This is a genomic window from Exiguobacterium sp. SH4S7 (assembly GCF_004336795.1).
GTDB lineage: Bacteria > Bacillota > Bacilli > Exiguobacteriales > Exiguobacteriaceae > Exiguobacterium > Exiguobacterium aurantiacum_A.
Map to the genome: position 1 here is coordinate 257,863 of NZ_SJUT01000001.1, position 20,834 is coordinate 278,696.

General features: G+C 56.5%; 17 protein-coding genes. 13 read left to right on the top strand and 4 right to left on the bottom strand.

Annotated elements, in window-relative coordinates; all coding sequences use genetic code 11:
* Positions 1-69 precede the first annotated feature (69 nt).
* The 6 genes from EVJ29_RS01295 (at position 70) to EVJ29_RS01320 (ending at position 7,644) form a co-directional block, all read left to right on the top strand.
* Entirely contained in the window at positions 70-1,689 is a 1,620-nt protein-coding gene (locus EVJ29_RS01295; RefSeq protein ID WP_070328675.1) for a BCCT family transporter, read from the top strand.
* A gap of 337 nt (positions 1,690-2,026) precedes the next feature.
* On the top strand, positions 2,027-2,713 hold the full coding sequence (gene ftsE / locus EVJ29_RS01300) for a cell division ATP-binding protein FtsE (RefSeq protein WP_071397982.1): 687 nt from the start codon (positions 2,027-2,029) through the stop codon (positions 2,711-2,713).
* A complete protein-coding gene (gene ftsX / locus EVJ29_RS01305; RefSeq protein WP_131504630.1) occupies positions 2,703-3,605 on the top strand; it encodes a permease-like cell division protein FtsX in 903 nt (300 codons plus the stop codon). Before ftsE ends, ftsX begins: the two co-directional genes overlap by 11 nt.
* Before the next feature lie 25 nt (positions 3,606-3,630).
* Positions 3,631-4,965: a murein hydrolase activator EnvC family protein gene (locus tag EVJ29_RS01310; protein WP_131504631.1), complete on the top strand. Its 1,335-nt coding sequence runs from the start codon at positions 3,631-3,633 to the stop codon at positions 4,963-4,965.
* 98 nt (positions 4,966-5,063) lie between these two features.
* A complete protein-coding gene (locus EVJ29_RS01315) occupies positions 5,064-6,467 on the top strand; it encodes a S41 family peptidase (protein ID WP_070328679.1) in 1,404 nt (467 codons plus the stop codon).
* A gap of 40 nt (positions 6,468-6,507) precedes the next feature.
* Positions 6,508-7,644 (top strand): PDZ domain-containing protein, encoded by a 1,137-nt coding sequence (locus tag EVJ29_RS01320; protein ID WP_131441384.1) that lies wholly within the window; start codon positions 6,508-6,510, stop codon positions 7,642-7,644.
* Between the two features lie 37 nt (positions 7,645-7,681).
* Here the strand turns inward: EVJ29_RS01320 and glpK are convergent, their stop codons facing one another.
* From glpK to EVJ29_RS01335, 3 genes are all read right to left on the bottom strand, one after another.
* Complete coding sequence (gene glpK / locus EVJ29_RS01325; RefSeq protein ID WP_131441385.1) at positions 7,682-9,199, bottom strand: glycerol kinase GlpK; 1,518 nt, start codon at positions 9,197-9,199, stop codon at positions 7,682-7,684.
* A 30-nt stretch (positions 9,200-9,229) separates the two neighbouring features.
* Positions 9,230-9,937 carry an MIP/aquaporin family protein gene (locus tag EVJ29_RS01330; protein WP_131504632.1) on the bottom strand — a complete coding sequence of 236 codons (708 nt, stop codon included), beginning with the start codon at positions 9,935-9,937 and terminating at the stop codon, positions 9,230-9,232.
* Positions 9,938-10,036: 99 nt separating this feature from the next.
* Entirely contained in the window at positions 10,037-10,894 is an 858-nt protein-coding gene (locus tag EVJ29_RS01335) for a sulfite exporter TauE/SafE family protein (RefSeq protein ID WP_131504633.1), read from the bottom strand.
* Between the two features lie 143 nt (positions 10,895-11,037).
* On the opposite strand from EVJ29_RS01335, the gene uvrB reads away from it, so the two are divergent.
* The 3 genes from uvrB to EVJ29_RS01350 all read left to right on the top strand — a co-directional run bounded on the left by uvrB (position 11,038) and on the right by EVJ29_RS01350 (position 17,131).
* A complete protein-coding gene (uvrB, locus tag EVJ29_RS01340; protein ID WP_442899271.1) occupies positions 11,038-13,014 on the top strand; it encodes an excinuclease ABC subunit UvrB in 1,977 nt (658 codons plus the stop codon).
* Complete coding sequence (gene uvrA / locus EVJ29_RS01345; protein ID WP_070328684.1) at positions 13,015-15,888, top strand: excinuclease ABC subunit UvrA; 2,874 nt, start codon at positions 13,015-13,017, stop codon at positions 15,886-15,888.
* Positions 15,889-15,952: 64 nt separating this feature from the next.
* Complete coding sequence (locus EVJ29_RS01350; protein WP_131504634.1) at positions 15,953-17,131, top strand: DUF4097 family beta strand repeat-containing protein; 1,179 nt, start codon at positions 15,953-15,955, stop codon at positions 17,129-17,131.
* A 93-nt stretch (positions 17,132-17,224) separates the two neighbouring features.
* On the opposite strand, the gene EVJ29_RS01355 is transcribed toward EVJ29_RS01350, so the two are convergent.
* Positions 17,225-17,581 (bottom strand): hypothetical protein, encoded by a 357-nt coding sequence (locus EVJ29_RS01355; RefSeq protein ID WP_070328686.1) that lies wholly within the window; start codon positions 17,579-17,581, stop codon positions 17,225-17,227.
* A 156-nt stretch (positions 17,582-17,737) separates the two neighbouring features.
* Here EVJ29_RS01355 and hprK point away from each other — a divergent pair, with 156 nt between their 5' ends.
* From hprK to EVJ29_RS01375, 4 genes are read left to right on the top strand one after another with little or no spacing between them, the layout of a single operon-like run.
* Positions 17,738-18,676: an HPr(Ser) kinase/phosphatase gene (gene hprK, locus EVJ29_RS01360; RefSeq protein ID WP_131504635.1), complete on the top strand. Its 939-nt coding sequence runs from the start codon at positions 17,738-17,740 to the stop codon at positions 18,674-18,676.
* The gene (gene lgt, locus EVJ29_RS01365) at positions 18,673-19,494 is read left to right on the top strand and encodes a prolipoprotein diacylglyceryl transferase (RefSeq protein ID WP_131504636.1); all 822 of its coding nucleotides are present in this window, start codon (positions 18,673-18,675) and stop codon (positions 19,492-19,494) included. Before hprK ends, lgt begins: the two co-directional genes overlap by 4 nt.
* Positions 19,494-20,144, top strand: coding sequence for a pyrophosphatase PpaX (gene ppaX / locus EVJ29_RS01370; RefSeq protein ID WP_131463999.1), 651 nt, complete (start codon positions 19,494-19,496; stop codon positions 20,142-20,144). The genes lgt and ppaX overlap by 1 nt, the downstream gene beginning before the upstream one ends.
* Positions 20,137-20,619, top strand: a complete 483-nt coding sequence (locus EVJ29_RS01375) for an acyltransferase (RefSeq protein WP_131504637.1) — start codon at positions 20,137-20,139, stop codon at positions 20,617-20,619. Before ppaX ends, EVJ29_RS01375 begins: the two co-directional genes overlap by 8 nt.
* Positions 20,620-20,834 lie beyond the last annotated feature (215 nt).

Consider the following 20,834-nt stretch of genomic DNA (forward strand, 5'->3'; position numbering starts at 1 on the left):
ATTTCCTGTTTCGGATTGATCGGATTTTGGTAAGGAACGATAAAGACAGTGAAACGGAGTGGATATGATGTGAAGACAAAACTGATTGATTGGCCGACGTTCATCGGTGCGTTCGTCCTGTTGCTGACGGTGACGTTGCCGCTCGTCTTTTTCCCGGAGACGGGGAAGGCATGGGTCGGCGCCGCCAACACGTTCATGACGACGAACTTTGGCATGTTGTATTTAGCGATGGGGCTCGGCGCGTTCGGATTTTTGATCTTCGTCGCTTTCAGTGAAAATGGGCACGTCAAGTTAGGCGCTGAAGATGAGGAACCCGAGTTCAGCACGTTCTCTTGGGCGGCGATGTTGTTCGCCGCCGGGATCGGCTCGAGTATTTTGTATTGGTCGGTCATCGAATGGGTGTACTACTATCAAGGACCGCCGTTCGGTGTCACACCGGAGTCGACCGAGGCGATCCAATGGGCGACCGCCTACGGCATGTTCCACTGGGGGCCGATCGCTTGGGCGATCTATACGCTGCCGGCGTTGCCGATCGCTTACTTCTATTATGTGCGCCGCAAATCGGTGTTGAAAGTGAGCGAGGCGGTCCGGCCCGTCATCGGCAAATGGGCGGACGGACCGGTCGGTAAAGTCATCGACATCTTGTTCATCTTCGGTCTTCTCGGCGGGGCCGGCACGACGCTCGCCCTCGGGACACCGATGATCGCTGAAGGGGTGAACGAGATCACCGGCATCCCGGTCACGCTCGGCATGCAGGCGGTCATCATGCTCATCTGTACCGTCATCTTCGCCATCAGCTCGTACGTCGGCTTGAAGCGGGGCATCAAAGTGCTGAGTGACTTGAACATTTGGCTCGCCATCATTATCCTGACGTTCGTCTTCGCCTTCGGTCCGACCCGGTTCATCTTAGAGACGACGTTCAACGGGGTCGGCACGATGCTCGACAACTTCTTCTTGATGGCGACGTGGATGGAGCCGTTCGGCAACCTCGGCGGCTTCGAAGAGACGGGTTTCCCGGAATCGTGGACGGTGTTCTACTGGGCGTGGTGGCTCGTTTACGCACCGTTCGTTGGCCTGTTCGTCGCCCGGATCTCGCGGGGGCGCACGATCCGCGGGATGGTCATCGGGACGATGGTGTACGGGACGTTCGGCTGTATCCTGTTCTTTGGGATACTTGGCAATTACGGGCTCTACCTCCACTTGACCGGTGCGTTCGACGTCATCTCGTATATGGATATGTACGGACCGCCGGCAACGATCATCGCCATTATCGGCCAGCTGCCGTTCGGTAAAGTCGTCGTCGCCGTGTTCACGCTCCTCGCGATCATCTTCCTCGCGACGACGTTCGACTCGTCTTCCTATATCTTGGCATCGGTCACGCAAAAGCATGTCGAAGAAGAGCCGCTCGTCTGGAACCGCCTGTTCTGGGCGTTCGCTCTCTGTATCATGCCGCTGACGCTCATGTTCCTCGGTGGGCTTGACACGTTGCAGACGGCGAGCATCGTCGGCGGATTCCCGCTCATCTTCATCATGGTGCTCCTCGCCTGGTCGTTCATGCGCGTCTCAAGCAAAGACATCCGGGCGTCGGAAGAGTATGAGTCACCGACGATCCACATCAAATACCGGAAACGGAAACGTTCACCGTTCGACGCGTTGAAAAAACGTCCGACCGATAAACGGAACGATTGAACATAGGCACTCGCCCCGGCGAGTGCCTATTTGAATGTGAGTTTCACCAAATGTGACCGCGACGTGAAACGGACGTTCAGTTCAACAATTTCACACCGAACTCAATCGAACTGAAACAATCCTGTAATGGTTATTTAAAATTCTGGTTGTTATAATTGTAGGCGCTCCTACTACTGAACCGGATAAACCTTGGCCCGTTCCGAAACTTGGACGGTGCCTTGACAGAATCACTAGTTATCGTGTAGAACTGAGGCTAGGCGAAAATATTCACTTACTAAACAATCACACACTCGTCATAGATGCATGAAAAATTTATAAAAAGGGTAGGGAATACGTTATGATCTCGATGCAAAAAGTTAGTAAAGTATATCCAAACGGTGTCGTCGCAGTCGACGACCTCGATTTGAAGATCGAAGACGGCGAATTTTTATACGTCGTCGGACCATCCGGCGCCGGGAAATCGACGTTCATGAAAATGATTTATCGGGAGGAGAAGCCGTCGAACGGTCAACTGTTGATCGACGGGATCGACGTCGGGAAATTAAAAAACCGCCACGTCCCGAAACTACGCCGCCAGCTCGGCGTCATCTTCCAAGATTATAAACTGCTCCCTTCATTAACAGTGTATGAGAACGTCGCGTTCGCACTTGAAGTCGTTCAGGCCGACACGAATACGATGCGTAAGCAAGTCATGGACGTATTGAACCTCGTCGGATTGAAACATAAGGCACGTAACTATCCGGACGAACTGTCAGGTGGCGAACAGCAACGTGTCTCGATCGCCCGCGCCATCGTCAACAAGCCGAAGCTCATCATCGCCGACGAGCCGACCGGTAACTTAGACCCGGATACGGCATGGGGCATCATGGAAGTATTCCAAGAGATCCATCGCCGCGGGGCGACGATCGTCATGGCGACACATAACCGTGACATCGTCGATAAGATCCGTCATCGCGTCATCGCGATCGAAAACGGCAAAGTCGTCCGCGATGAAGAGAAAGGAGCATATGGCTATGATATTTAAAAGTGGGCTACGCCATTTACGCGAAGGGTTCAAAGGGACGCTTCGCAACGGTTGGATGTCGTTTGCGGCCATCAGTGCCGTCACCATCACCTTGTTACTCGTCGGCATCTTCGCCCTCGTCATGTTCAACGTCAACGAGATCTCAGAGAACGTCGAGAACGACGTCGAGATCCAAGTGTTCGTCACACGGACGGCGGAGGAAGCGAACGTCGAGAAGCTAGGCGAGAACTTAGAACAGATCCCGGGCGTCGCCTCGGTGACGTTCAGCTCGAAAGAGGATGAACTCGAAAGCTTCCGCAATCAGCTTGGGGAAGACGCCAACGCGTACGGAACGGTCGAGAAAGACAACCCGCTCCATGACCGCTATATCGTCAAAGCGGCAGACCCGCTCAACACGGAGACGGTCGCCGACGCGGTCCAGTCACTTGAAAACGTCGATAAGGTCACGTACGGTCAGGACTATATCGATAAGATGTTCGCCTTCTTCAACGGGATCCGCATCGGTGGACTCGTGTTGATCGTCGGACTCACGCTCATGGCGATGTTCCTCATCTCGAACACAATCAAGATGACGATCTTCTCACGCCGTCGCGAAATCGAGATCATGCGTCTCGTCGGAGCGAAAAACAGCTTTATCCGCTGGCCGTTCTTCATCGAGGGGCTTCTGCTCGGTGTGCTCGGCGCGCTCATCCCGATCGCAGTCATTTATTTCGGGTATGACGTCGCATATGGTGCTTTACAACCATCGCTAGATCAACTGAATAGTGATATATTTAAATTGATCGATCCATCGGTACTCACGACGCAAGTCTCGCTCGTCTTGCTTGCGCTCGGTGCGTTCATCGGGATCTGGGGATCGACGACATCGCTCGGTCGATTCTTAAAAGTTTAATTTAAATATGAGGGGGAATTGGCGGATGAAACGTTCGCTTGCGCTTGGATTAAGTTTGACGCTACTCGCCGCGCCGGTTATGGCGACGGGGAAAGAGACGTTGAAAGAACGACAAGATCGTCTATCCAATCAATTGGAGCAGTCTAAAAAAGCGCAAGTCGAGACGGACGCCGAGCTCGAAGTCACCGAGGCACAGCGCGACGCGGTCTCAACCGAGATCCGCGCCGTCAATGAACGTCTCGAGGGCTTAAGTGAACAGATTGCCGTCCAGCAAGTCGAAGCGGACGCGGCACGCACCGAGCTCGAGGCGACCCGCCAACAACTCGCTGCCCAAGGGCAGTATCTTGAAGGCCAGAAGGCGCTCCTTAGTGAGCGTCTTCGTGTGCTTCAAATCCATGAGGACCGGTCTTATCTCCAAGTCGTATTCGAATCCCGCTCATTCGGGGATTTCGTGACGCGGCTCATGACCGCACAGACGATCGCGGAGCAAGACCGGGACCTCATACATAGCTATATGCATGAAGTCGAGCGCCTCGAGACGCTCGAGACGACACAACGGACACAGCTGTCGTTCGTCAAACAAAAAGAGCGCGAGCTCGTCGTCACGAAACAAGCGCTCGATCAAGCGGCCACAGAGAAACATGCGCTCCTCTCGGAACTGAACGAGCAGGTCGAACTGCTCGAGCTCGAACAGATGACCCGTGACGAAGAACAAGCGCTCATGAACGAACAGCGCCGCATCATCGCCAGTCAGCTCGACGCGATCGCGACGGCTGAACGGGAACAAGCGGAAGCCGAGGCCCGCGCGAAACAAGAGGCCGAGGCAAAAGCCGCCGCAGAAGCGCGAGCACGGGCCGAAGCAGCGGCACGAGCCGAAGCGAATCAAGAAACCGTGACACCACAGGCACCGCCAGCAGCGGAACCGGAAGCCGTCACGGCTCCGGTCAGTACGTTCTTGCGCCCGGTGTCGGGTTACGTGTCGAGCCGGTTCGGACCGCGGGAGAACCCGCTCACCGGGGCGCCCGAATCGCACCGCGGCATCGATATCGTCAACGCGACCGGCACACCGATCGTCTCGGCCGCCCCAGGTATCGTCATCAAGGCGGCTGAAGCGACCGGTTACGGCAACGTCGTCTTCGTCTCGCACGTCGTGAGCGGGCAAGTCTGGACGACCGTCTACGGTCATTTAGATTCGATCACGGTAGCGGCCGGCCAGTCGATCGGGGCGGGCCAGACGGTCGGTACGCTCGGCAACACGGGCTGGTCGACGGGACCGCATCTCCACTTCGAGCTCCACCGTGGGGAATGGGCACCCGGGCAACCAAATGCGGTCGACCCGGGTCCTTATATCGGCTACTGACAGACGGACGCGTCCCAAATATGTGGAACGCGTCCGTTTTTCTGAAGTTTTTGCTATACTGGATGAAAGACCGACAAAAAGAAATGAGGGACTTACCCGTGAAAAACACAACCGCAGGACTACTCGCCGGCGCGACGTTCGTGGCAGGGGCCGGTGCAGGCCTGGCGACGATGGCGTTCACCGATACGAGGTTACCGATCCAACCGAAAGCAGAAGGTTGGGACAAGGTCGAACAAGTCCGCAGCTTGATCGAGACGCACTCGCTAAAGGACATCTCGGAAGAAGACTTGTTGACCGGCGCCCTTGACGGCATGACCGCAGCGCTCGATGACCCGTACTCTGACTTCCTCGACGCGGAAGAAACGTCACAGTTCACCGACTCGATCGAGTCGAGCTTTGAAGGAATCGGCGCGACTTTGGAGAAGAAAGGAGAAGACATCTTGATCGTCGCTCCGATCAAAGGTGCACCAGCTGAAGCGGCAGGCCTTCGTCCAGGGGATATCATCACCGCGGTCGACGGCGAATCGATCGAAGGGATGGCCGTCGAAGAGGCGGTCCAGCTCATCCGTGGTGAAAAAGGAACTGTTGTCACGCTGACGATCCGTCGCGGCGGGCAAGAGGCCGACTATGAGATCACGCGGGATACGATCCCGATCGAGACGGTCTACTCGGAAGTGAAAGAGCAGGACGGCAAAAAGATCGGCTATCTCGAAGTGACCCAGTTCTCAGAGCCGACGGCCGATGAGTTTTTAGAGCAGCTCGAGACGCTCGAGAGCCAAAATATCGATAGCTTGATCATCGACGTCCGGGGCAACCCGGGTGGTCTCTTGCCGGCCGTCATCGCGATGACCGAAGGGTTCGTCCCGACGGATAAGCCGGTCGTTCAAATCGAGAACGCCGACGGGGAACGCGAGGCCCAAAACGGACGCGCCCGTGAGGCGAAGCCGTACAAGCTGTTCGTCTTGACGAACGAAGGTTCGGCCTCGGCGTCCGAGATTTTGGCCGGTGCGCTCAAGGAAGGCGCCGGTGCGACGGTTGTCGGCAACACTACGTTCGGGAAAGGCGTCGTCCAGACGGCGTTCGACTTGGAAGACGGTAGCAACTTGAAGCTGACGACGAGCAAATGGCTCACACCGGACGGCAATTGGATCAACGAGACGGGTATCGAGCCTGACGTTGAGGTCGATCAACCGGATTACTTTGGGGTCAACCGCATCCTCGCGGAAGAGGATTCGCTCAAAGTCGGGGACTACGGCGAGACGGTGTCGAACCTGCATACGGTGTTGACCGGGATCGGTTATGAGCCGGGCGGTCAGGCGGGTTACTTCGGTGACACGATGGCACAGGCGGTCTCAGACTTCCAAGCCGACAACAACTTAACGGAGGACGGGGTCGTCAATGAAGCGACGGCGTCCGCGCTCGAGTCACGGTTGCTTGAAGTCATCCAAGACGAGGCGAACGATGCCCAGTTGAACCGGGCACTTGAAGAAGCCGCAAAATAAGGATTAGGGAAAGGATTGGACAAGTGTGGACGTTCTACGAATGAGTTTTACCGCTTTGTTGACCTTGTTAGGTAGTCCGCTGCTCTGGGCGACGTTCGTCGCCCTCGCTTACATATCCATGACGCGCATTAAACGGGAGCGAAGCATGTTCCGGTCGCGCCGACGCTCGCCGAAGTCAGATTGGCGCCACTTTGTGTGGCCGAGTCTGTTGCTCGCGGTCCTCGGAACTGTCGCGACCGTCTTGCTCGAGACGACGGTCAACTTCGAGTGGGTCGTCACGTTCACCGTCCTCTACGCCCTGATCGTCTTGACGATGCATCCGCGCTTCATGAGTCCGGCGTTTCCGTTCCTGATCATGCTCGTGGTCATCGGTCTGCGTGACGTTGTCCCGTTAGCCGGGCTCACGAATTGGGTCGACCGGCTCGCCAGCGTCGAGTGGCCGGTGTATGCGCTCGTGTTCGGCATCGTCACGCTCGCCGAAGCGATCCTCCTTCGTTGGAACGGGATCAAAGAGACGTCACCGACGCTCATCTTGTCGAAGCGCGGCCAGTTCATCGGCGGACACGTCGTCAAGCGGATTTGGTTCTTTCCGCTCGTCGTCTTTTTACCGCCGTCGTTCGGGCTCGACTTCTCGGTGCCGGTCATCTTACCGATCCCGATCGGGGTCAGCCTGCTATCGACCGGGGCACTGCCGGGAACGCTACTCGGCCGGTTGAGCCTGTATCGCGGTTTGCTCGCGGTGGTCGCGCTCGGCCTGTTCGCCGGGTCATACGTCCTAGACGTCCCGTACGTCGCTTATGTGTTGATCGGTCTGTTCGTCTTGTACGAGCTTGCCTTGCAGCTCATCAAACGGGAGAACCGCGGCACAACACCGGTCTTCTTGAACGGGAACCGCGGGGCGGTCATCATCGATACGCTTCCAGATTCGCCGGGGGAGACGATGCAGCTCATACCAGGTGAGTCGATCTACAAAGTGAACGGTACGGTCATCACCGGAGGGAGCAGCTTTTATGAGGCGCTTCAACTCCATAAGCCGTACATCAAGCTCGAAGTGCTCAACTTGAACGGGGATATCCGGTTCGTGCAACGGGCGATGTATGAGGCCGACCCGCACGAGCTCGGGATCTTGTTCGTCGGGGAACCGATGAGCCCACGTTTACGCTTACGAAAATTATAAAAAGGAGCATCCGTCGCGGATGCTCCTTTTCGTATGCTTACACTTCAAGTTTTGATGGTTTGAAGCCCATCGTCGCTTCAACGGCGTGTTGCCAGCCTTTGTAGAGCGCTTCACGGTGCTCCTCGTCCATGTTCGGTTCGAACTGATGGTCGAGTTTCCATTGCTGCTTGATCTCGTTCTGGTCTTTCCAGAAACCGACGGCGAGTCCGGCGAGATAGGCGGCGCCGAGCGCCGTCGTCTCACTCACTTCCGGACGTTCGACCGGTACGTTCAAGATGTCCGCTTGGAACTGCATGAGGAAGTCGTTGTTAACCGCACCACCGTCGACGCGGAGTGTCTTCAATGCGATGCCGGAATCCTGTTCCATTGCCGTCAAGACGTCGCGTGTCTGATAGGCGAGTGACTCGAGCGTCGCCCGGACGAAGTGTTCTTTTTCCGTACCGCGGGTGATCCCGAAGATGGCGCCGCGGACGTCCGAGTCCCAATACGGGGCACCGAGTCCGACGAAGGCCGGGACGACGTAGACCCCGTCGGTCGTGTCGACACGGTTCGCATACTGTTCCGTATCTTTCGCCGACTTGAGCATACGCAGTCCGTCACGGAGCCACTGGATGGCTGATCCGGCGACAAAGATCGATCCTTCGAGCGCGTACTCGACTTTGCCGTTGTAGCCCCAGGCGATCGTCGTGAGCAATCCGTGGTCCGACTTGACGGCTTCTTCTCCCGTGTTCATGAGCATGAAACAACCCGTTCCGTATGTGTTCTTCCCTTCACCTGACTCGAAGCAAGCTTGGCCGAACAAGGCGGCCTGTTGGTCACCTGCCGCGCCGGCGATCGGGACTTCGAACCCGAAGAAGTGGTAAGGAATCGTGTTGGCGTATACTTCACTCGACGCCTTGACTTCAGGCAACATCGACTTCGGTACGGTGAGGATGTCGAGCAACTCGTCGTCCCACTTCTGCTCATAAATGTTGTACATGAGCGTCCGGGACGCGTTCGAGTAGTCGGTGACGTGTGCGTGACCGCCCGAGAGTTTCCAGATGAGCCACGTGTCGATTGTTCCGAACAAGAGGTCTCCCGCTTCTGCTTTCTCACGGGCGCCTTCGACGTTGTCGAGGATCCATTTCACTTTCGTTCCCGAGAAGTAAGCGTCGATCAATAATCCGGTCTTATCGCGGAACATTTCAGCGTGACCGGCCGCATTCAACTCGTCACAAATACCGGCAGTCTGACGCGATTGCCAGACGATGGCGTTGTAGACAGGTCTGCCGGTCGACTTCTCCCAGACGACCGCTGTCTCCCGTTGGTTCGTGATGCCGATGGCCGCGATCTCTTTCGGGTCGATGTCGGCCGAACCGAACGCCTCGGCCATGACGGCGAGGACGGAACCCCAGATCTCGTTGGCGTTATGCTCGACCCAGCCTGGTTTCGGGAAGTACTGCTTGAACTCGCGCTGAGCGGTCGTGACGATCTTACCGTCGTGGTCGAAGATGATGACCCGTGAACTGGTCGTACCTTGGTCGATTGCTAAAATATACCGTTTTTCTTTGTCCATATGAATGTGCCTCCTTAGAAGTTAGGGTGGTTATGGGACGAGGATACCATAGAGCAACGCGGCGATGACAGCGCCAATGATCGGTCCGACGACCGGAATCCATGAATAGCCCCAGTCTGACGTCCCTTTGCCTTTAATTGGGAGTATCGCGTGCGCGATCCGCGGTCCAAGGTCACGGGCCGGGTTGATCGCATAACCGGTCGTTCCACCGAGTGAGAGACCGATCGAGACGATCAAGAAACCTACGATGAGCGGGTTTAATCCATCTGCGAACGTGTTGGCCCCGAACGATAGTAATGCGAAGACGAGGACGAACGTTCCGATGATCTCCGAGATCAAGTTGAACGGAGTGTTCCGAATACCAGGAGCGGTCGAGAACGTCGCGAGCTTGGCACCCGGGTCGTCGGTCGCGTCATAGTGCGGTTTGTAGTGTACGTACACGAGTACGGCCCCGATGAACGCCCCGATGAACTGGGCAAGGATGTACAGTGGCACATCTTCCCATGGGAATGCCCCGCTCGTGGCGAGTCCGATCGTGACGGCCGGGTTGATGTGCGCGCCTCCGTAAATACCTGCGGCGTATACCCCGACCATAACGGCGAGCCCCCAACCGAACGTGATGACGATCCAGCCGCCGTTCTCGGCTTTCGAGTGGCGGAGGACGACGCCGGCGACGACACCGTTACCGAGCAAGATGAGTAGCATTGTACCGATAATTTCGCTGACAAATGCTGACATGTGATACTCCCTTCCTTCCATATTGGATTTGGCTTACCACTTTTCTATATCCCCCGTTTGAAAGCGCTTTAAAACCAAGATATTGAAAAAAACCACTTTTTAATGAGGAAAGTGGTTCGGACTGGTAAAATGTTTGGAAAAATCAAGGGTGATCCCGACGAGAAAGATGAAGAGAACCCCTAAGCTCACGAAAGACAATGGTGTCCACCATGCCGCCCCGAGGTCGAGCACAATCGAGGCGATGACAGTCAAGTAGAGCCAAGCGAGCCGTCTTGAAATCTCATGGTCCCGATAACGATTCGTGAGCGATGCACCGAGCGGGGCACCGACAAAGGCGCCCGTCACCAAGGCGAGCGGGGCAACATAATCGAGCGACAACGAAGGCAAGTAACCGATTAGTCCGCCGAGCGAGATGAACAGGACGGCGGCAAGGCTCGTCCCGACGGCGCGGTGCGTCGAAAACCCGAGCCAACTCACGAGCAACGGGACGATGATGAAACCGCCGCCGATGCCGAGGAGTGCCGACAAGAGTCCGGCGATCGCGCCGATGAAGAAACTTGCGGCGAATCCAGATTTTTTGCGTTTCGACGGCTTCGATGTTTTCTTTAGAAGCGTAACGGCAAAATAAGAGAGGATAAGCAAATAGAAAACATTCAGCAACCAGTCATACGTCCCGGAGATCGACAGCACGAGCCGGCTCGACAGCTGCGCAGTGACGGCGCCGGCCAGACCGACCGTGAGGCCGGTCGACCAAGCCACGTTGCCGAGCGACGAGTGCTTCTTCGCCCCGGCCAGGCTCGTCCCGACGACGAACAAAAGTGACGTCGCGACCGCCTCGGCCGCCGAATATCCGTTGAACAAGAGCACCGGGACGATGATGACACCGCCCCCGATACCGAAGAAACCGGACAAGGCGCCGACGACCGCGCCGAGCGGGATAAAGAGAAGTGACCACATGACGACCCACCCATTTCTGTTTAGATTCCTCCTCACTATAGCGAATCGGAGAGCGGTTTGGGAAGCGTCTCAGAAGCGAATATTTGTTCGTGTATGTGCTATAATCAAGTCAATATGCAAGGGATAGAAAGCGAGGAATATATATGGACAAGATCAAGCTTCCGTTCGAATTACATTCGGAATATAGTCCGGCCGGCGACCAGCCGGAGGCGATCCGCCAGCTCATCGAAGGCGTCAACCGTGGCGACCGTTATCAGACGCTGCTCGGTGCGACCGGCACCGGGAAGACGTTCACCGTGTCGAACGTCATCCAGGAAGTGAAGAAACCGACGCTCGTCTTAGCCCACAACAAGACGCTCGCCGGCCAGCTCTATTCCGAGTTCAAAGAGTTTTTCCCGAACAACGCCGTCGAATATTTCGTCAGTTACTATGACTACTATCAACCAGAGGCGTACGTGCCGTCGACCGACACGTTCATCGAGAAAGACGCCTCGATCAACGACGAGATCGACAAGCTCCGTCACTCGGCGACGTCGTCCTTGTTCGAGCGGGACGACGTCATCATCGTCGCATCCGTGTCATGTATATACGGCCTCGGTAACCCGGAAGAATATAACAGTCTCGTCTTGAGTCTCCGCGTCGGGAAAGAGATGGGGCGCGACCAGATGCTCCGCAAACTGATCGACATCCAATATGAACGAAACGACATCGATTTCCAGCGCGGGCGCTTCCGTGTCCGCGGCGACGTCGTCGAGATCTTCCCAGCGTCACGCGACGAGCAGTGCTTGCGCGTCGAATTCTTTGGTGACGAGATCGACCGCATCCGCGAGATGAACCCGCTCACCGGCGAGATCATCGCCGACCGTGAACACGTCTCGATCTTCCCGGCATCCCACTTCGTCACCCGCGACGAGAAGCTGCAAAAGGCGATCATCAACATCGAGGCCGAGCTCGAGCAACAGCTCGAGAAGTTCCGCGAAGAAGGCAAACTGCTCGAAGCGCAACGTCTCGAGCAGCGGACGAACTACGACCTCGAGATGATGCGCGAGATGGGCTACTGTTCAGGCATCGAGAACTACTCGCGTCATTTGAACTTGACGGAAGAAGGGGCGACGCCGTACACGCTCATCGACTACTTCCCGAAAGACTTCTTGCTCATCGCCGACGAGTCACACGTGACGCTACCGCAAGTCCGCGGGATGTTCAACGGCGACCAGGCGCGCAAACAAATGCTCGTCGACCACGGTTTCCGTCTACCATCGGCCAAGGACAACCGTCCACTCAAGTTCGAGGAGTTCGAGAAGAAGTTGAATCAGGCGATCTTCATCTCGGCGACACCGGGCCCGTACGAGCTCGAGCATACACCAAACATGATCGAGCAGATCATCCGGCCGACGGGTCTACTCGACCCGACGATCGAGATCCACCCGATCAAAGGACAGATCGACTACTTGATGGACCAGATCCGCGACCGCATCAAACAGGACGAACGCGTCCTCGTGACGACGCTCACGAAGAAGATGGCCGAAGACTTGTCGGACTATCTCCGTGAAGCGGGCATCAAGGTCAACTATATGCACTCCGAGATCAAGACGCTCGAACGGATCGAGATCATCCGTGACCTGCGGCTCGGCAAATACGACGTTCTCGTCGGGATCAACTTGCTGCGGGAAGGGCTCGATATCCCGGAAGTGAGTCTCGTCACGATCCTCGACGCCGACAAGGAAGGGTTCCTTCGTTCTGACCGGTCACTTATCCAGACGATCGGACGGGCGGCCCGTAACTCGAACGGCCACGTCATCCTGTTCGCGGACAAGATGACCGATTCGATGACGCGGGCGATCGGGGAGACCGACCGCCGTCGGACGATCCAACAAGAATACAATGAAGAGCACGGCGTCACGCCGCAGACGATCCGCAAAGAAGTGCGCGGCGTCATCCGCGCGACCGTCGCTGCCGAAGAAGAAGTGCTCGAGTCGCTCAGCTCGATGAATCAAGACGAGCGCGAGGCGGCAATCGGCAAACTAGAAGAAGAAATGAAACAAGCGGCCCGCGATCTTCAGTTCGAGCGGGCGGCCGAATTGCGTGACTTAATCTTGGAGTTGAAGGTAGGGAATTAAATGGCTGAAAAGAAAAATGCGATCGTCATCAAAGGGGCGCGCGTCAACAACTTGAAAAACATTGATATCGATATCCCCCGTGACCAGCTCGTCGTCTTGACGGGTCTGTCGGGATCAGGGAAGTCATCGCTCGCATTCGATACGATCTACGCCGAAGGGCAACGCCGTTACGTCGAGAGCCTGTCGGCATACGCCCGTCAGTTCCTTGGACAGATGGACAAGCCGGACGTCGATACGATCGAAGGGTTGAGCCCGGCCATCTCGATCGACCAGAAGACGACGAGCCGGAACCCGCGCTCGACCGTCGGGACGGTGACGGAGATCTATGACTACTTACGACTCTTGTTCGCCCGCATCGGGAAACCCGTCTGCCCACGCCACGGCATCGAGATCTCAAGCCAGACGATCTCACAGATGGTCGACCAAGTGATGGAGCTTCCGGAGAAGACGCGCCTGCAAATCTTGGCGCCGATCGTGTCGGGACGGAAAGGCACGCACGTCAAAGTGTTCGACTCGCTCAAAAAAGAAGGGTTCGTCCGTGTCCGCGTCAACGGGGAAACGATCGAACTGACCGATGACATCGAGCTCGACAAGAACAAGAAACATTCGATCGAGGTCGTCGTCGACCGGCTCGTCGTCCGCGCTGACGTCGAAGGCCGCCTCGCCGATTCACTCGAGACGGCACTCCGCCTCGCGGACGGCCGCGCCATCATCGACAAGATGGACGGGACCGAGTTGTTGTTTAGCGAACACCATGCTTGCCCGATCTGTGGCTTCTCGATCGGTGAGCTCGAGCCGCGCATGTTCTCGTTCAACTCACCGTTCGGGGCCTGCCCGACGTGTGACGGTCTCGGTACGAAACTCGACGTCGACCCGGAGCTCGTCATCCCAGACCCGTCGAAGACGCTGAAAGAAGGAGCGGTCGTCGCATGGCAGCCGACGAGCTCGCAATATTATCCGCAGCTGCTCGCCTCGATGTGTCAGCATTTCGACATCGACATGGACGTGCCGTTCGAACGGCTGTCAAAACGTGACCAAGACCTCGTCTTGCACGGGACGGAAGAAGAATCGTTCTTGTTCCGCTACGAGAACGATTTCGGCCAAGTCCGGACGAACACGATCTTTTTTGAAGGGGTGCTCCGCAACATCGAGCGCCGCTATAAAGAGACGACGTCGGATTACATCCGGGAACAGATGGAGACGTATATGGCGACGCACGCCTGCCCGACGTGTGACGGCTATCGGTTGAAAGAAGAGACGCTCGCCGTCAAGATCACCGACCGCCACATCGGGGAAGTGACGACACTTTCGGTCGAGCATGCGCTCGCCTTGTTCGAGTCGCTCATGGACGAACTGAGCGAAAAAGATATCGCCATCGCCCGGCTCATCTTGCAAGAAATCAAAGAACGGCTCAGCTTCCTGAACAACGTCGGTCTCGACTACTTGACGTTGTCGCGGGCGGCCGGGACGTTATCAGGCGGGGAAGCGCAGCGGATCCGTCTTGCCACGCAGATCGGGTCGCGGCTGACCGGCGTCTTGTACGTCTTGGACGAGCCGTCGATCGGGTTGCACCAGCGTGACAACGACCGCTTGATCGCGACGCTCAAACAGATGCGCGACATCGGCAATACGCTCATCGTCGTCGAGCATGACGAGGACACGATGATGGCGGCCGACTACTTGATCGACATCGGACCTGGCGCCGGAGAGCACGGCGGAGAAGTCATCGCCGCCGGCACACCGAAACAGATTATGAAGAACCGAAAGTCGCTCACCGGGCAATACTTGTCCGGGAAACGGTTCATCCCGCTGCCGGCCGAGCGCAAAGTGCCGGACGAGCGTTTCATCAGGATCGTCAAAGCAGCAGAGAACAACTTGAAAGAGGTCGACGTATCGATCCCGCTCGGTATGTTCATCGCCGTCACCGGTGTCTCCGGCTCCGGGAAGTCGACGCTCATCAACGAGATCCTGTACAAGTCGCTCGCGCACCATATTAACCGCGCCAAAGCGAAGCCAGGGAAGCATAAGACGATCGAAGGGCTTGACCAGATCGATAAAGTCATCGATATCGACCAGTCGCCGATCGGACGGACGCCACGGTCGAACCCGGCGACGTATACGGGTGTGTTCGATGACATTCGTGACGTGTTCGCGTCGACGAACGAGGCGAAGATGCGCGGTTACAAGAAAGGCCGCTTCAGTTTCAACGTCAAAGGCGGACGCTGTGAGGCGTGCCGCGGGGACGGGATCATCAAGATCGAGATGCACTTCCTTCCAGACGTTTACGTCCCGTGTGAGATCTGTCACGGCAAACGCTACAATCGGGAGACGCTCGAAGTGAAGTATAAAGGCAAGACGATCGCCGACGTGCTCGACATGACGATCGAGGAAGGACTCGACTTCTTTGACAAGATTCCGAAAATCAAGCGGAAGATCCAGACGATCTCTGACGTCGGCCTCGGCTACATGAAGCTCGGACAACCGGCGACCGAACTGTCGGGCGGGGAAGCGCAACGCGTCAAGCTCGCGTCTGAGCTGCACAAACGTTCGACCGGCAAGACAATCTACATCTTGGACGAGCCGACGACCGGTCTTCACGTCGACGATATCGCCCGGTTGTTAATCGTATTGCAGCGCCTCGTCGAGAACGGGGACACGGTGCTCGTCATCGAGCATAACTTAGACGTCATCAAATCGGCCGACTACTTGATCGACCTCGGACCGGAAGGCGGGGACGGCGGCGGCGCGATCGTCGCGACCGGGACGCCGGAAGAAGTCGCCGAAGTCACGGCGTCGTACACCGGCAAATATTTGAAACCGGTACTCGAACGCGATGCGGCCCGGGCCAAACCGAAAGCAGGAAAAAAGAAATAAGTATAGAAATGTTTAGAAACGGGAACATGATTGACGTGTAACCAAATCGAAGGGGGAAACGAACGTGAAACAAGAAATGCGTGAACTGATTCTCCAGCAAGTGAAAGATGGCAAACTGACGATCGAGGAAGGGATGACCCAACTCGAGCGGCTCGAGAAGTTGGAGCCGGAGCGTATCCAAGCGCTTGAAGAACATCAAGAGACGGAGAAGGTCGATGCCTACTCGGTCGAGTCGCTCACGACGAAACTGACGTCAGCGGTCGATGGACTCGTGACGAAACTTCGCGACAGCGACTTCTCGTTCAGCTCGAACTTCGGGCCGGAAGTGACGTACTCGAAATCGTTCCCGTTCACCGGGAAAGACATCCTGCTCGACTTGTTCAACGCCTCGGCGACGATCGTCTCGTCGGACCATGACGAGTGTGAACTGATCGTCACCGGTCGTCCGCTCCGACAGCAAGACGCGGACAAAGCGCTCGAACAGCTCCAGTCGGCCGTCAAACATTCGGTCATCGGCGACCGTCTCGTCATCTCACTTCGTGACAAGCTCGTCCGGGCCCACGTCGAACTGTACGTCCCGCATCATCATTTCGACCACTTGAACGTCCAAACGTTGAACGGTGAAGTCCGTGCCGACGGAATCGACGTCGAGAGCTTCCGCGTCCAGACGGCGAACGGCCGCGTCGTGCTTCACGAGGTGCACGCTTCAGAGATCCTCGTCAACACGGGCAACGGTACGGTCGAGGTCGAAGCGACCGAGTCTGAGCTCGTCCACGTCCGGACCGGTAACGGTTCTGTCATCGTGAACGGGAAGTATGACAAGGCCTCGCTCAAGACCGGCAACGGCAACATCCGCGCCGAACTCGCGACGGCGCGTCCGGCCAAGTTCGAAATCGCTTCGCTCGCCGGGAACATCCGACTCGTCTTGCCGCACGGCGTCGAGATCGAAGGTGAGCTCGAGACGAACTTCGGTGGGCTCCACTGTAACTTGGACGACCTCGAGATCGTCCGCGACCGTAAAGACGTCGCCCAGCGTCGTCTCGAGTTCTTATCAGGCCGTGGTCAGACGCCGCGCATCGAAGTCGAGGCCGGTACGCGTACTGGTACGATCGACCTTGAGCACGGTTCACTCCATACGCCGTCGACGTTCCTCGAAGAAGACAAGCACGAACCGACGGAACCGATCGATCCGGTCGACCCGGTCAATCCGGCCGACTTGAACAACCCGTTCCATCAGCAATGACGATCAACCCCGAAGGCGAGCGCCTTCGGGGTTCTCTTTGTACAGCGTGAATCATAAGAAGCCCGAAGGCGATTGCCTCCGGGCTTTGTCACGTCATAAATTCATTTCGTTCTCGAACTGTTCCCATTCCATCATCGGGGCGTCATACAACGTGAACGAGCCGATGATAAAGAGGATAAACAGAATCGGTCCAGCGATGAGTAGGAAGATCCCGAGGTTCCGCATTTTTTTCGAGCGGTTCCAGTAGAAGATGATGGCGACGATCATCGAAAGTAACGAGCCGGACAAGAAGACACCGACGATATTCAGGATGAACAACAAGAGCACCGTCTCGTTCTTCGTCGTCGCATATTCGCGCCACATGTCGATGAGCGATTTGATCAGATAGACGAGCGCCGCGATCCCTACGATGAAAATAAAGACGATGGCAATCCAAAAGAGTGCGTCCATTTTGTTTCACCTCCTTATAAACTTCTATACCCGTTCTACGCAATTGCCACAAATTAGTTTCATTCCTTTTGAATTGACAAGTTCTGCCTCACTTTTCATTAACGCTTCTCATGAGGAGCTATGATACAATAATGAGCGTGAAAGGGGCAGATACTTATGCAAAATATCGTACGCACGGCTCAACTCGTTGAGCGCTTCAAGCTTCAAGTCATTTCCGGGGAAGAAGGGCTTCACCGTCCTGTCGCCACACCGGACCTCAGTCGACCAGGACTCGTCCTCGCCGGCTACTATACGCACTATGCGAAGAATCGTCTCCAAGTGCTCGGCAAGACGGAGCTCACGTTTTACGCGAGCCTGTCTGAAGAAAGCCGCCGCGAGCGTGCCAAAATTCTTTGCACGGAGTCGACACCGGGCATTCTCATCACGCGCGGCTTCGACATCCCGATCGAGATCGAGGAAGAGGCCGAGTCAGCGAACGTTCCGCTCATGCGCACGAACGCGGTGACGACGTCGATCGAGTCACAGATCACGAACTTCCTAGAGATGGAACTCGCACCGATGACGGCGATGCACGGCGTCCTCGTCGACATTTACGGTGTCGGCGTCCTCATCAAAGGACAGAGCGGCGTCGGTAAATCCGAGACCGCGCTCGAGCTCGTCAAGCGGGGCCACCGTCTCGTCGCCGACGACTCGGTTGAGATCCGGCAGACGGGCGACCAGCTGCTCGTCGGGTCGGCACCAAAACTGATCCGCCACTTGCTCGAGATTCGCGGGATCGGCATCATCGACGTGATGACGCTGTTCGGAGCGGGCGCCGTCCGTTCGCATAAAAAGATCAGCTTGATCATCAACCTCGAGAACTGGGACGCCGGCAAAGTGTATGACCGCGTCGGGCTCGACCATAACACGATGAAGATCATCGACAGTGAAGTGCCGCTACTCACGATCCCGGTCCGTCCGGGACGTAACTTGGCCGTCATCGTCGAAGTCGCGGCGATGAACTATCGCCTGCAAAACATGGGCATCAACACGGCGGAAGAGTTCGCCGAACGACTCGCCAACGCGATCCACGATAACGAAGGGGACATGGAATGATGGTGGAGCCGACGTTTGACCGCGTAGCGTTCGAGATCGGGTCGCTCCCGATCTATTGGTACGGCATGATCATCGCCTTCGGAGCGATGCTCGGTCTCGTCCTCGCCTTGTTTGAGGCGAAGCGACTCAATTATGATTCGGAGCGGGTCGTCGACGTCATCATCTGGGCGATCCCGATCAGTATCGTCTTCGCCCGGATTTACTATGTCGTGTTCCAATGGGATTACTACAGCCAAAACCTCGGGCAGATCATCGATATCCGTCAAGGCGGGATCGCGATTCACGGGGCCATCTTCGGCGCCTTGCTCGTCGTCATCATCTACTCGATGCGTAAATCGATGTCGTTTTGGAAAGTGACCGACATCCTCGCGCCATCGCTCTTGCTCGGTCAAGCGATCGGCCGTTGGGGCAACTTCATGAACCAAGAGGCGCACGGGTCTGAGACGACGAGCCGGTTTTTGAAAGAGACGTTGTTGTTACCGGACTGGATCGTCAACCAGATGTATATCGACGGGGCGTACTACTTGCCGACGTTCTTGTTCGAGAGCGTCTGGAACATCCTCGGCGTCATCTTGCTCGTCGTTTGGCGCATGGTCGGCAATCCACCGCGCGGCTATATCTTCTTGTCGTACCTCGTCTGGTACTCGATCGGTCGCTTCTATATCGAGGGACTCCGTACGGACAGCCTCATGGCCGGTGATCTGCGGACGGCACAGCTCGTCTCGATCGCGATGATCGTGTTCGGGATCGTGATGATGGTGTTGCGCCGGAAAGCGAAGCGGTACGATGACGCTTCTGAGAAAGGACTGTTTGATTGATGGATACGATTTTATTTGATTTAGATGGTACGTTGCTCGATACGAACCCGCTCATCCTTGCGAGTTTTCGTCATACGCTCGGGTATTACTTCCCGAACGAGACGTATCAGGACGAAGATATCTTCCCGTTCATCGGACCGACGCTCGAGAAGTCGTTCAAAGCGCTCAATGAGCCGGAATGGAAAGAGATGCAGGCGTTCTATCGCAGCTTCAACATCGCCATGCACGACGCGCTCGTCGCCGAATATCCTGGCGTGATCGAAGGACTGCATCGTCTGCACACCAAAGGCTATAAGATGGGTATCGTCACATCGAAAGGCCGGCCGGTCGTCGAACACGGACTTCGCTTGTTCAACATCGACCACTTGTTTGGCGTCGTCGTCACGGCTGACGACGTCGAAAACGAGAAACCGCACGCCGAGCCGGTCGAGCAGGCGCTGCGCGCGCTCGGTTCGACACCGGAGCGGGCCGTCATGGTCGGAGACAACGATACGGACATCTTCAGCGGCAAAAACGCCGGCACGAAGACGGTCGCCGTCGGTTGGGCCTTGAAGGGCCGGGCGTTCTTAGAGACGCTCGAGCCTGACGTCATCATCGAGTCGATGGAGCACTTCGAGACGTGGCTCGACGAGGTCACGGTCAATGCGTAAGACGGAACGGTATCATCTGGACGGGCCCAACCCGCTCTGGCAGATGTATCGGACGATCCGCTTCTTGCGCGTCTTCAAAAATACGACGGTCGTCCTCGTCGGTCGTTACTTCCCGTCCGTCAAGGCGAAGCGTTGGCTGTACCGGAACTTCCTCGGGATGAAGATCGGGGAGTATAGCGCCCTCGCCCTCATGGTGACGCCTGACGTCATGTTCCCGGAGCGGATCACGATCGGACGCAACACGGTCATCGGCTTCAACACGACGATCCTTTGTCACGAGTACCTCGTCGACGAGTATCGGATCGGTGACGTCCGGATCGGTGACGACGTCTTGATCGGGGCGAACGTGACGATCTTGCCGGGCATCACGATCGGGGACAAGGCGGTCATAGGAGCCGGTGCCGTCGTACATCGCGACGTCTTGCCCGGCGAACGCGTCGTCGGCGCTAAACTACAAACCGTAGACACGAAATAGACACAATTTAGCGCGAAATCATTTCAAGCTGTTCGATTGGTCTTCGTGTGAAAAATACTTGAGCGGTATCACTTTATTTGAAGGTGATGCCGTTTTTTTGTGTCGTGTCGCGAGGTGAGCCGTCATGTATATTTTTGTCGAAAAACAATTGTCAGACCTAGTAAAATATATTCATTATAGAAGGAATATAGTCCCGATTTTTTTAAACTTTTTCG